The organism is Paenibacillus germinis (assembly GCF_013141785.1).
GTDB classification, from domain to species: domain Bacteria; phylum Bacillota; class Bacilli; order Paenibacillales; family NBRC-103111; genus Paenibacillus_E; species Paenibacillus_E phytorum.
Genome location: NZ_WHOC01000198.1, coordinates 19,839 through 32,795, shown reverse-complemented (window position 1 = coordinate 32,795; position 12,957 = coordinate 19,839). Strand labels below are relative to the sequence as shown.

The 12,957-nt window shown below is 47.1% G+C and carries 11 protein-coding genes; 8 read left to right on the top strand and 3 right to left on the bottom strand.

Going from position 1 to position 12,957, the window contains the following annotated elements; translation table 11 throughout:
- Positions 1-314 precede the first annotated feature (314 nt).
- The gene (locus GC102_RS38025) at positions 315-1,661 is read right to left on the bottom strand and encodes a glutamate-1-semialdehyde 2,1-aminomutase (protein ID WP_171694129.1); all 1,347 of its coding nucleotides are present in this window, start codon (positions 1,659-1,661) and stop codon (positions 315-317) included.
- A gap of 188 nt (positions 1,662-1,849) precedes the next feature.
- Positions 1,850-2,842 (bottom strand): LCP family protein, encoded by a 993-nt coding sequence (locus tag GC102_RS38020; RefSeq protein ID WP_171641318.1) that lies wholly within the window; start codon positions 2,840-2,842, stop codon positions 1,850-1,852.
- 234 nt (positions 2,843-3,076) lie between these two features.
- Between GC102_RS38020 and GC102_RS38015 the strand changes: the two genes are divergently transcribed.
- The 3 genes from GC102_RS38015 to GC102_RS38005 are packed head-to-tail and all read left to right on the top strand — an operon-like array spanning position 3,077 to position 5,711.
- Positions 3,077-4,132, top strand: coding sequence for an ABC transporter ATP-binding protein (locus tag GC102_RS38015; RefSeq protein WP_171694128.1), 1,056 nt, complete (start codon positions 3,077-3,079; stop codon positions 4,130-4,132).
- A complete protein-coding gene (locus GC102_RS38010; RefSeq protein ID WP_171694127.1) occupies positions 4,125-4,919 on the top strand; it encodes an ABC transporter permease in 795 nt (264 codons plus the stop codon). Before GC102_RS38015 ends, GC102_RS38010 begins: the two co-directional genes overlap by 8 nt.
- Positions 4,920-4,922: 3 nt before the next feature.
- The gene (locus GC102_RS38005; RefSeq protein WP_171694126.1) at positions 4,923-5,711 is read left to right on the top strand and encodes an ABC transporter permease; all 789 of its coding nucleotides are present in this window, start codon (positions 4,923-4,925) and stop codon (positions 5,709-5,711) included.
- Positions 5,712-5,765: 54 nt separating this feature from the next.
- Here the strand turns inward: GC102_RS38005 and GC102_RS38000 are convergent, their stop codons facing one another.
- Positions 5,766-6,563, bottom strand: a complete 798-nt coding sequence (locus GC102_RS38000; protein ID WP_171694125.1) for a YheC/YheD family protein — start codon at positions 6,561-6,563, stop codon at positions 5,766-5,768.
- Positions 6,564-6,776: 213 nt separating this feature from the next.
- Here GC102_RS38000 and GC102_RS37995 point away from each other — a divergent pair, with 213 nt between their 5' ends.
- The 5 genes from GC102_RS37995 to GC102_RS37975 all read left to right on the top strand — a co-directional run bounded on the left by GC102_RS37995 (position 6,777) and on the right by GC102_RS37975 (position 12,919).
- On the top strand, positions 6,777-7,994 hold the full coding sequence (locus GC102_RS37995) for a phenylacetate--CoA ligase family protein (RefSeq protein WP_246321357.1): 1,218 nt from the start codon (positions 6,777-6,779) through the stop codon (positions 7,992-7,994).
- 14 nt (positions 7,995-8,008) lie between these two features.
- Entirely contained in the window at positions 8,009-9,010 is a 1,002-nt protein-coding gene (gene sbnA / locus GC102_RS37990; protein WP_060646940.1) for a 2,3-diaminopropionate biosynthesis protein SbnA, read from the top strand.
- On the top strand, positions 8,991-9,971 hold the full coding sequence (locus GC102_RS37985; protein ID WP_171694123.1) for a 2,3-diaminopropionate biosynthesis protein SbnB: 981 nt from the start codon (positions 8,991-8,993) through the stop codon (positions 9,969-9,971). The genes sbnA and GC102_RS37985 overlap by 20 nt, the downstream gene beginning before the upstream one ends.
- A gap of 730 nt (positions 9,972-10,701) precedes the next feature.
- Positions 10,702-11,979 (top strand): phytoene desaturase family protein, encoded by a 1,278-nt coding sequence (locus GC102_RS37980; RefSeq protein WP_171694122.1) that lies wholly within the window; start codon positions 10,702-10,704, stop codon positions 11,977-11,979.
- 40 nt (positions 11,980-12,019) lie between these two features.
- Positions 12,020-12,919: an RNA polymerase sigma-70 factor gene (locus GC102_RS37975; protein ID WP_171694121.1), complete on the top strand. Its 900-nt coding sequence runs from the start codon at positions 12,020-12,022 to the stop codon at positions 12,917-12,919.
- Positions 12,920-12,957: the final 38 nt, after the last annotated feature.

Here is a 12,957-nt window from a genome sequence, read left to right as displayed (position 1 = left end):
GATAAAGTGGTTCTATTGGATAAAATCCAATGGAAGTGCTCTAAAAGGTAGGGAAAATCAGATTTCATTGGATATTTTCCAATGAAAGTGTGAATTTTAGGGTGTTTATGTCGATTTCATTGTATTTTGTCCAATGGAAGTTGGGGGGATGCATCTACTCCATAACCCGTAACAGAAAACACATCACACATAACACATAACACACAGCACATCACACACAGCACATAGCACATAATACATAATACATAACACATAACACATAACACATAACACATCACACATCACACGTCACATATATCACATGAGAAGTAATTTTAGCGCATTTTCATGGTTTTGAAAGCTTGGTCAACAGCATCGAGCGTCTGCGCGATGTCGTCATCAGTATGGGCGATGGTCATGAACCACGCCTCGTATTTGGACGGAGCGAGGTTAATGCCTTGCTCCAGCATAAGTCGGAAGAAATCTGCAAAGCGTTCGCCGTCGGTATCCTGTGCTTCGTCAAAGTTCGTGACGGGATGGTCACAGAAGTGGGTGGAGAAGGCGCCACCGATGCGATTAAGCGTCAAGGCGATGCCATGTCTTGCGGCGGATTCTGCGATGCCGCCCGCAAGCGTTGCGCCAAGCTGGTCGAGCTTGGCGTAGACACCAGCCTGCTGGAGCACCTCCAAGCAGGCGATGCCGGCCGAGATGGAGGCGGGGTTCCCCGCCATCGTGCCGGCTTGATAAGCAGGTCCGAGCGGAGCGACCTGCTCCATCACGGCCTTGCGGCCCCCGTAGGCACCGATCGGCAGCCCGCCGCCGATCACTTTGCCGAGGGCCGTAAGGTCCGGCTCCACGGCGGCGAAGCGCGCCGCCGCCTCGGAAGTGCCGCCCTCCACGAGTGGGAGGCCGGGGTAGGTCTGTGCCGCTCCATAATGGAAGCGGAAAGCCGTGATGACCTCGTCGTAAATGACGAGGGCACCATATCTATGAGCAGCTGCGCAGAGCTGCTCGAGGTAGCCGGCATGGGGCATGACCATGCCGAAGTTGCCGACGATGGGTTCCACCATCACCGCGGCAATTTCTTCACCCCAACGCGCAAGCGCGGCCTCGAGTGCCGGAATGTCGTTGAACGGCACCGTAATGACCTCTTGCGCGATGCTCGCAGGCACGCCTGCGCTGTCCGGCGTGCCTAGCGTGGACGGCCCGGAGCCGGCCGCCACAAGCACGAGGTCCGAGTGGCCGTGGTAGCACCCGGCAAACTTAATGATCTTGGTGCGCTTCGTGAAAGCGCGCGCCACGCGGATCGTCGTCATCACGGCCTCTGTGCCGGAGTTGACGAAGCGCACTTTATCGAGCGAAGGAATCGCCGACTTCAGCATCTTGGCGAACTCGATCTCGAGTTCGGTCGGGGTGCCGTACAGCGTGCCGTTCTGTGCGGCGCGGCAAATCGCCTCGGTCACGTGCGGATGCGCGTGACCGGTAATGATAGGGCCATAGGCGGCGAGGTAGTCAATGAAGCGATTCCCGTCTACATCCCAGAAGTGTGCGCCTAGCCCACGCTTCATGAAGACGGGCGCGCCGCCGCCGACGGCTTTGAATGAGCGGGAAGGGCTGTTGACCCCGCCGACGATATGTTTCAGTGCTTCTTGATATAACAGCTCGGATTGTTTACGTTCCATTAGAAAATCATTCCTTTACGTAATGTAGTCGTTGTTTAGTATCTTAATGTAGTACGTTGATTAGTATCTTATTTAAGTAGTCGTATAATCTCTTATTTATGTAGTCGTTTAGCCTCTTACAAAAAGCCCCTACTTGAAGGGCGCTAAGCCCTTTAGCCAAGTAGAGGCAAGTATCATTTTTGTTTAACTTACTTAGTCGACGTCTTCACCGCAGACTTCGGTGTAGGAGATGGTGATGGCTTCGTAGGACCAGAGTCCGCCTCAGCCTTCCCTGCAAAAAGGTCCTTCACATAAAGCTGCAGCTTCTCTTTGTTCGCCGTAATGACAGCTGCGCCGCGGACATTTTTCTCGATTAGCAGTTCGGTTGGCGGCAATTGGGAGCTGACGATTCCGTCAGCTTTCGCCTCAAAACCAAGACCACCTAGCTTCAGCATATCCGTCACACTGAGGTTCGTATCGATATAAGGATCGATGGCATTTAGAATTCTTGGCAGCTTAATTAAGGAAGAGGTTGTTTGCATTTTTTGTGCGACCGCAGTTAGGAACTTCCTCTGACGTTCTGTACGCGAGAAGTCAGACAAAGCATCGTGTCGGAAGCGTACATACTGCAAAGCCGTTTTGCCATCGAGATGCTGAAGTCCTTTTTTCAAATTAATATCATACACATGATCATCTTCCGAGTCCGAATATTTCATATCTTTCTCGACGTCAATATCAATCCCGCCAACGGCATCAATAAGTGCAATGAATCCTTTAAAGTCGGTATAAACATAGTACTGAATAGGGATGCCGAGCAAATCACTGACCGTTTTCATCGCTAAATTCGGACCGCCTGATGTAATGGCTGTGTTGATACGATCTTCGCCTTCGCCTGGGATCTTCACATAGGTATCTCGAAGGATAGAGAATAGGTGAGCCTTCTTGGTCACGGGATCAATCGAAGCTAGCATTATACTGTCTGAGCGGGGCAGCTCATTCTTCGTCATCCCACGCGAATCTCCGCCTAAAAGTAAAATATTGACTCGTTGTTTGCCTTCCCATTTAGGTGGAGTAAATTTATCCCCTTTATCTTTAATATTCTGGGAAATCATGGTACCGCTGCCTTGTGGATTGTCCGATTTATGGGAGATATTGTTGGCAAAATTATAGAAGGAATAAGAATAATAACCAGCTACTACCATAAGCAGCAAGCCGATCAGGAGCAAGGTTCGTTTTATGATTCTCAAAGGTTCTGCGCTCCTTTCGTAGGTAGAAGTAATCTGTACTTTTTTTTCTTACAGAATTCATGTATCATGAGTGTGTTGTACAATTCATCTTTATGATCCATATTATAGAGGTTATGAAACTTCGATAGCAAGTTACGGCGATTTTTGCCATTATATGTAGCCGAGTCTACACGGACAGGGGGTAAGTTCATGTTAGCGATTGATGTTCAAGATCTACGCAAGGAATTTCAAGTTCAGCAGAGCCGCGGGGGTTTAAAAGGCGCATTTCAAGATTTATTTCAGAGAGAATATAAGCAAATTACAGCTGTGAAGGACATTAGCTTTCAAATTCCAAAGGGCGAAATTTGTGGATATATAGGTGAAAATGGAGCTGGCAAGTCTACTACCATCAAAATGCTGACAGGTATTCTAGTACCTACATCAGGACATATCAAGGTCAATGGTTTCGTTCCATTTAAAGAGCGTGAGAAATTCGTAGCTGGGATAGGTGTCGTTTTCGGTCAACGCAGTCAGCTCTGGTGGGATATAGGTGTCGTAGAATCATTTCAACTATTGAAAAAGGTGTATCGTGTTTCCGAAGCCGATTACAAAAAGCGTCTCGACGAGCTCGTCGATCGTCTGCAATTATCCGATTTGCTATCACGTCCCGTTCGTAAGCTAAGTCTAGGTCAGCGGATGCGATGTGAGTTAGCCGCTTCCCTTATTCATAATCCAGCGATTCTGTTCCTCGATGAACCGACCATTGGTCTAGATATCGTAGTGAAAACTGAAATTCGCGAATTTCTCAAATCGCTTAATCAGCGTTACGAAACGACGATCTTGCTTACAACGCATGACCTGCAGGATATTGAAGCATTGTGTTCCCGTGTTATCATGCTCGATGATGGCCGTATTATTTATGATGGCGGACTCGAGGAGCTGAAGGTGAAATGGGGCAAAGGCAAAGAAGTCGTGCTGCAATTTGAGCATCCAACGACTTTAGTTCGTCTTCAAGAACTTACGCGAGGCCTAGATGTTGCTTGGCAGCTTGAAAATGAGCTGTCCGCCAAAGTGTTCATACCGCACGAACGCGCCAATGTTTCTGAGGTGCTTAGCCGCGTAGTCGGCGTTTTGCAAATCCAAGATATCAAAATCAATGAAACGAATACGGATGATATCGTCCGTGAAATCTATAAAGCCGGCTCAGCCGATGTGAAACGTCAAGAAGAAGTGCCGCAGCCAGAGGGAGTCGCATCCCATGTTTAGTGCTTATTTAGAAGTTATCCGCATGCGATTTCTCATGATGCTCGCTTACCGTGTTAATTACTACAGCGGCATTTTGATCTATGCACTCAATATTGGTTCTTATTATTTTGTATATAAAGCAATTTATGGTGAGCAAGCTGTCATTGGCGGTCTGACGCTAGGTCAGATGACGACTTATGTGGCCATTTCTTGGATGGGGCGCGCTTTTTACTTCAATAACTTAGATCGTGAGATTGCCAGCGAAATTCGTGACGGCAGTGTAGCCATCCAATTCATTCGTCCTTATAACTACGTTTTTGTGAAAATGATGCAAGGATTGGGAGAAGGCGTATTCCGTTTACTTCTGTTCACAACTCCGGGTATGATCTTCATATGGCTTCTCTTACCGATTGAGTTCCCAACCGATCCAAGCCTGTGGGTTATCTACTTCGTGATGCTGTTTTTCAGCTTTCTGATTAACACGCAGCTTAATATTATTACGGGATTATTCGCTTTTTTCTTGGGAAATAACGAAGGTCTTATGCGCATGAAGCGCGTTGCCGTCGACTTGTTCTCCGGTTTAATTATTCCGATCTCCTTTTTCCCAGGATGGTCCAAATCGTTCTTAGAGTGGCTGCCTTTTCAAGCCATTACTTACTTGCCGAGCGCTGTTTTCACAGGCAAAATCTCAGGAACTGCGATATTCCAAAGCCTTGGCGTCCAAGTGCTATGGTTCCTGCTTTTAATTATTCCGATCTATGTCCTGTGGGTTAAATCCAAAACGCGTCTTTTCGTACAGGGGGGTTAGCATATGAAGTTCTATATCTCCCTAGTTGTTGAATATTTGAAAAATTACATGAAAACGCGTCTCACCTACCGATCCGATTTCTGGATTGAGGTTTTTTCCGACTTGATGTTCAATGGTTTAAATCTATTCTTCATTCTCGTCGTATTTTTGCAAACACAATCGCTTGGTGGCTGGAATCAAGAACAAATTTTGTTCATTTACGGTTATTTTATGATTCCATACGGCATATTCATCACTTTTTTTAACTTATGGGGCTTCAGTGAACGTTATATTGTCAAAGGGGAGATGGACCGCATACTGACGCGTCCCGCCTACAATCTATGGCAATTGATGCTCGAAAACATGAGTCCATCTTCCCTATTTAGCGCATTAGCAGGTCTGATTGTCATGATCTACTCGTGGGTTCAGCTCGATATTCCGTTTCATTGGCATGATCCGCTCGTCTTTATCGTACTGGTCATTGGATCGATTCTCATTTATGCAGGAGTATACATCTCACTGACGTCGTTGGCCTTTTTCTCCGATGCGCCGACAGGTATTCTGCCGTTGATTTGGAACATCCAAAACTATGGACGATATCCGGCTACGATTTACAATAAGCTGCTCCGAACAATCTTGACGTGGATTCTGCCTTTTGCGTTCGTCGGCTTCTATCCGGCCGCTTATTTCATTGATCCAGAGAATTGGAAGTGGTTTGCCTTGCTGACACCGGTTGTTGGTATTGTTTTCAGCATTTTGGGTATTTCGGTTTGGAATATTGGCGTGAAACGGTACCGCGGCGCGGGATCTTAATAGTGAAAAGCCCAGTTCTTGCTAAAAAGCAGGAACTGGGCTTTTTTTGTATGACTATTTGTTTCGCTTAGGTGCTTTCTTCGCCTTGGAACAGGTCAAGCAGTACTGCCTGCCATAGGCTTTGGCATATGTGACGATTTTACGGATGATCGCTTTATCTTCCAGCTTGGTAAAAGGACAAGGGTCAGGTCGAGTGTTCACTTCCAAGATCCAGGGATTCAGTTTGCGGTCGACTGCGATATCGAGTCCGAGTTCATTCATGGCAGGATAGGAGCGGCCGAATTGCGCAGCTGTTAGCTTTGCTATTTGCTCCATCTTTTGCAAAAGCAAGGTCGTAGCTTCGCTTCCGTGCTTGGGTTCAATGAGATCAGCGGCATTGTAAATGGTACCGCCTTGGCTGCCATTGGTAACGGCTTTGCGTGGATGAGCGACACGCCCAGCTGTTCCGGTACATTCCCACCCACCGGATGGTTTTTTTTGAATCATGACGCGAAAATCGAAAGGGTTTCCTTCGTGCTCCAAGACGTGAATGCCTTTCTGAATGAGATAACGTTTGCTGCCGCAGCGACTCTGTATGGATTGGAACAGTTTCTCAAAGGTTGGAAAGGTGAATATTCGTACCCCGCTTTGATATCGGTAAATCCCACCCTTTTTTTCAACTCGCATCACGCCTATACCTAGAGAGCCAGCATCGGGTTTGACATATATCATTCCGTATCTCGCGAGCATAGCTGATAACCTTTTTTGAGTAAAGGGGTGAGTGGGGGGTACATGTTTTTGCAGTTCCTTATTTCTAAGTACAATTTGAGTTTTTATCAGCTTGCTTGCAATGATTTTGCGGGTTTTGTTCATGGATACGATATCCTCTTCTCTATAGAGAAAATAGAATTTCTTTAACATATGAATTGGATGGCATATAGGTGTAAATACCAGACCAGATTTTGTGACAACTAAATCAGGGATAAAGAACTAAGGGCGGGCAAAACGCATAAGATATGTAGTTAGTAGTAGCATGAATTATCGGTTGTTTATGAGGGAAAAGCGGAGAGGAGGAACCATCCTTCCATGCACATTATGGAAACGATACATGGGATGAAACGGCAATTTTCTTGGTATCCACAAGGGATTGACTTAGAGCGGTCGGATGAGGAAAGTGGAGCGTTGACTGCGTTGCCTCTTATGTCTGCAGCTACTTTAGAGACGTTTTACTATACGGAAAATAACCCTTTTCTGCTGCGTGCTGATTTGAATCGGTATCAGACATCGGGTACGAGTTCCAAACGGCGAAAAACGATTTTTTACTCACAATCGGATGAAGAGGCTTACCTGCGCATTAAGCTGGATGTTTTCCGAACGATTCTTGATGGACATAAGTATCGGACCGCGATGGCGGATATGGGTACTGGACACGCGGAGGCGACGGCTGTAGAGGTGTTCCGCGAACTGGGCATGGAGGTGGAATCTTTATCCTTCCAGCTTCCTATCGAGCAGCATATTGAAAGACTGGCGAGCTTTAGGCCAGAAGTGCTGTATACAATGCCGTCCATTTTAGATCGCATTCTGTTGGCCTCTGTTGACCCTGCTGCGTATGGGATTCGGCATGTAATTTTGGTCGGGGAAATTGCTGCGCCAGGTTGGGTCAAGCGGGTAGCTGAAAGTCTCAGCATCGCTGAGGAACAAATAACAGATACGTATGGCTCTATTGAGATCGGAACTATTGCTTACTTTTCCCATGAGCAGGGGAGGTATCTGTTGGCGGAAGGACTACTGGCCGAGGGGGTCAGTGCGGAGTCGCTCGGAGAAGGTTTGGAGCCTCTGGCGGATGAGCAAGAGCAGGTGCTTATACTGACGTCAACGGTGAGAGACTCGTTTCCTGCATTGCGTTACGTTACTTACGATGTTGTTCGTGATTTGCGTCCTATTATGGTGGAAGGTGTTCTTAGACAAAGCTTTCAAAGTATAGTGAAGCGAATAGGGCCTGATCTGAAGCACGGAGAGAAGATAAGTATCTACGATATTGAAGATGTCGTTTATCGTCATTTAGGAAATGCCAGTGTTCGTGTGAATGTGGCGGGAAATTCATTACGTGTATATGTGTACAGTACGAATTTTGCAACAACAGAAGTTCTGGAAAGTATTCGCTTTGATGTGGAAAATCGCATTCCAGAGATCGGCATGATGATTCGAGCCCGGATATTAGCAGGAATTCAGGTTATCGGAGGTACCTTTGAAGATTCGCTAAGCCGCGCCTCCGTGAAGAATAAAAAAATCTTTTATACGTGAAGGAGGGAATGCGTATGCAGCTTGAAGGGGGTATTGTTGAAGCGATCGGAGGCACGCCGCTCATTAGACTTGGGCGGTTGTTCAAAGATCAACCATTCGAAGTTTACGGGAAGATGGAGTGGATGAATCCAGGGGGCAGCGCGAAGGATAGACCAGCACTCTATATGCTTCGAGAAGCGATACGACGTGGTGAAGTTACCAGCGACAGCGTCATTGTGGAATCGAGTTCAGGTAATTTGGCTATTAGTCTTGCGCAGCTATGCTGTTATCTGGGACTGCGATTCATCTGTGTGGTGGATCCCCGCACAACCGAGCAGCATAAGCAGATTATCCGCAGCTTCCATGGAGAAATCGATCTTGTCACGGAACCGGACGCGGAGACTGGTGAATTCTTGCCCGCACGGATTCGGAGAGTAGGTGAGTTGGTTGGACAAATACCGAATGCTTATTGGACCAATCAGTATGGGAGCCCAGATAATGCCAAGGCACATATGGAGACGACCATGTCGGAAATCGGAGAGAAATTGGGACCGATCGACTATTTATTTTGCGGCGTAAGCTCGTGCGGAACGATTCGGGGGTGTATGGAATACATCCGAAGTCGTGGGTGGTCCACACAGATTGTAGCTGTAGATGCGGAAGGCAGTGTCATTTTTGGCGGGGAAAAAGGTTCGAGAAGGTTCCCAGGGCTCGGTGCCGGAATGGTACCAGGTCTATACAAACATGATGTAGCGGACCTTGTCATCTACGTTTCAGACTTGGACTGCGTGGAAGGCTGCCGTGCTTTGGTGCGGAGTGAAGCGATTTTGGCCGGTGCCTCTTCTGGAGGCGTTATTTCCGCGATCCGCAAAATGAGCGGAATCATCCCTGAAGGAGCGGTTTGTGCAGCCATTTTGCCAGATCGAGGCGAGCGTTATTTGAACACCGTGTACAACGACGAATGGGTGCTGCAAGAGATAGGTTCTAATCCGAGTACCTGGCATGGGAGACTGGAGTATGATTTATTTACACGATGACCATATCCGAGAAATCGGAATCGATTGGACGAAGATAACTGACATCATCAAAGATGTCGTTGCCATTAAAGACAAGGGTGACAGTGTACACCCCTTAAAGCCGTACTTACGATTCCGTGAGCAGGCAAACCGGATTATAGCGATGCCTGCGTTTGTAGGCGGAACTATTGAGATGTCGGGAATTAAGTGGATTGCAAGCTTTCCGAATAATAGCCGTCTCGGCCTTCCTAGAGCGCATAATACCATTATTCTAAATAGGCCTACTACCGGTGAGCCTCTGGCATTTATCCACAGCGGCTTGCTGAATGGCTTGAGGACAGCTGCGGTGAGCGGTGTCATGCTTAGCCATTACATCGCTGCCAGGCAGCCTGCTGATTTGCGCATCAGTGTGATAGGGTGGGGACCCATCGGTCGGTTGCACCTCGATATGTGTATCGCGTTATTCGGAGAAAAAATTAAACGGGTGACTGTGTACGATCTGAAGGGTGTAGATCCAAGTACGATTCCGGCTGCCGTTCAAAGGATTACTGACATCACAAGCGATTGGCGGTCCGGTTATCGAAACTCTAACGTAATTGCCACATGTACCGTATCTGCACAAAGGTATATCGACGAGGCTCCGCCAAAAAGGGCGCTGCTGCTCAATATATCGCTAAGGGATTATAAGCCGCAAAGTGTGGCCAAGGTGAAGGGTATCATCGTGGATGATTGGCAAGAGGTGTGTCGTGAAAATACGGATATCGAGCAGCTGCATCTGTTGTATGATTTACAGGAATCAGGTGTTCTAACGTTAGCTGATATTGTGCTGCGTAATGGATTAGCAGCTATTGCCGCGGAAGAGTCTGTTTACTTCAATCCGATGGGTTTAGGCGTCTTCGATATTGCTTTAGCCGGGTACTATTGGAAGGAAGCGTTGCGGATGGACAAAGGCATAAGGTTAGAGAGTAGTCGATCTGTTTGATGTGAAAAGTAGCAGCACTGGCCTTGGTGGCGCAGTGCTTTTTTTGACATTTGATAAGGGGGAAAATAGGGAATGGGAAACAGGGAATTTGGAAGGTGAGTTGTACAGCGTGGAGACATTTCCTTGATTTCTTCTGGGCGAGCCCAGAATGCTGTATGTTGGTGATCGTAGATTCATTCTCACAACTGGCAGGCATAACACCATAATTCGATTTTTGAGTCGTTCGGCAGCTAATGTTGCATTTTCTACAACAATTCACAAGCCCAAAGGCTGTTTTGCAGCTTGAAGTTGCAGTTTGTACAACATTTCGAGACCATTTCGTACGAAATGGCCTGATTAGGGCTAAATTGTTGTACAAGGTGCAACATCGAGGGGAAAGAGGCGGGATATAGGCTGGAATTGTTGCACTTTTTACAACATCATTTCGACCGAGAAGATGGTTTCATTCATCCGGCACCTCATGTGAGCCTATTAGACGATGAGTTCCGATTTAGACACCTCTATGTAGAACTATATTCGATTGGATAAATCGGAGGTCTAGGTTATCCACATAATTACCCACAATTCCACAGGGGGAAAAGTCCCATTGTGTATAACTTTCATATAAAGTGTCAACATATCCACAGATAAAGATATCCACAAAAAATGTTTTGTTTTGAAGCCGTATCTGTCACAAAACACCTCCCTATTTCGCCTTATACATGAAAAGCGAAAACGGAGGGTGATGAACATGAGAAAATACGATACAGCGATTATTGGCGGAGGCTTAGCTGGATTAATTGCGGCCATCGAATTAGCTAAGGGTGGAAATAAAGTGGTTATTTTGGAGAAGTCGGGGCGCTTGGGCGGCAGGGCCATTACGAATAAGAAAAATGGTGTTTTCTTTAACTTAGGAGGGCATGCGTTATACCGCGCTGGGAAAGCGTACTCGATTTTACAAGAGCTTGGAGTTTCCATAGATGGGGGGGCGCCTTCATCCAAAGTGAACGCCATCTGGAACAATCAAATTCTGCCAATGCCAGCGAGTCCGATCAGTATGTTATCATCTAAACTTCTATCATGGTCTGGCAAAATGACTCTCTTGCGACTGGTGATGAAGTTAAACAAAATCGACTCAACTACATTAAGAAATTCAACACTGAGGGATTGGGCTGAAGGTGAGATTCCTGATCCGATGGTGCGTCATATTTTCTACGCGTTGTGCAGAACTGCCACATACACGTACGATCCCGACTATCAACTGGCGGGTCCCGTACTGGCACAAGTACAGCGTTCACTTAAGGGAGTCCTATACCTCCATGGTGGCTGGCAAACGATTGTGGATCAGCTTCACGACAAAGCGGTTCAAGCGGGAGTGCATATCGTCAGCGGCAAAGATGTGAAAGAGATCGTGCATCAGGATGGCAAGGTTCAAAAGCTTAAACTTACTGATGAAGAATATATAGAAATCTCAAACGTGATCAGCACCTCGTCCGCTTCTGAGACCTACAAGCTCGTTCGTGATGCGGATCACACGGTATTGAAACGGTGGAAGGATGAGGCGCGTCCATCGAAAGCGGCATGTCTCGATTTAGGATTGAAGAAGCTGCCCGTCGGCGGACGAGATATTGCGATCGCTCTGGATCAACCCATCTTTTTCTCCCAACATACCTTCCGTGCCAAATTAAGTGATGACGGTACATTGGTTGTGCATTTGGTGAAGTATAACGGACCTGGGGAAAGCGATCCTAAGGCAGATGAGCAGATGCTAACCGCTACCATGAATACACTTCATCCAGGCTGGGAACAAGAAGTTGTCGCAAGGCAGTTCCTACCCAATATGACGGTTGTCCATGACTATATGCATATAGGTAAATCAGATAGGTTTACAGGTCCGGCTGTTGAGGGTATACGTGGCCTTTATGTAGCCGGGGACTGGGTCAGTCATGGTGAAATGCTGGCTGACGCGTCGGCTGCAAGCGCCAAACGAGCGGCAGAGGCTATTTTAAAAGATAGCCACATAGCGTAAAATTGCCATATCATCTAAATAGAGTAAGGAGCTGTGCGAGATGGAGTTAGCCGGATCTTCCGAGCAGGTGTATACATCGTATAAACCGCTTTTGTTCTCACTTGCCTATCGAATGCTGGGGAGTGTCATGGATGCTGAGGATGTCGTGCAGGAGGCATTTCTTTATGTGAATGAGACGAATCCGGCGCATGTCCACAATCCTAAAGCGTATTTATGCAAAATCGTTACCAATCGGTGTATCGATAAGCTTCGCTCCGCCAGCAAAAAGCGCGAGGTCTACGTAGGTCCGTGGCTGCCGGAACCACTTATCATGAGTGCTGACAACCAGACAGAACCTGATCGCTATTATTCGCAAAAAGAGTCCCTTTCGACCGCGTACCTATTGCTGCTGCAGCAGCTGTCTTGGGTAGAGAGAGCGGTATTCTTATTGAGAGAGGTACTCCAATACGAGTATGACGAAATTGCCGAGATTGTTGGGAAAAGCAGCACCAATTGCCGGCAAATTTTTCGCAGAGCCAAAAGTGCCATCAGCAGCTTTCCAGATCGTGGCGATGATCCAAAGGTGCTGCAGAAGCAGCCTGTAATGGAACAAACTTCAGCTGTCGTGGAACAATTCGTGCAGGCTTTAGTATCTGGCAACATCGGTCAGTTGTTGAGCATCGTCAAAACGGATGCCGTCCTTTACTCTGACGGAGGAGGTAAGGTTAAAGCGGCTGTTAAGCCTATTATGGGGGCGGAACGTATCGCCATGTTTATGTCAGGCCTGCTTTCCAAAGTGCCGCCTGGCTTCAGTTATTCTTTAGCGACCGTGAATGGACAAATGGGCATTGTGGCTTACGATGATGGTCTACCATACAATGTAATTTCCTTTCATGTTGTTGATGGCCAGATAGCTGCTATCTATCTCGTAATTAATCCTGACAAATTGAGGCATATATAAATTAGCGCCTGCTCAACCTTCTTACGCATGATCTCTCA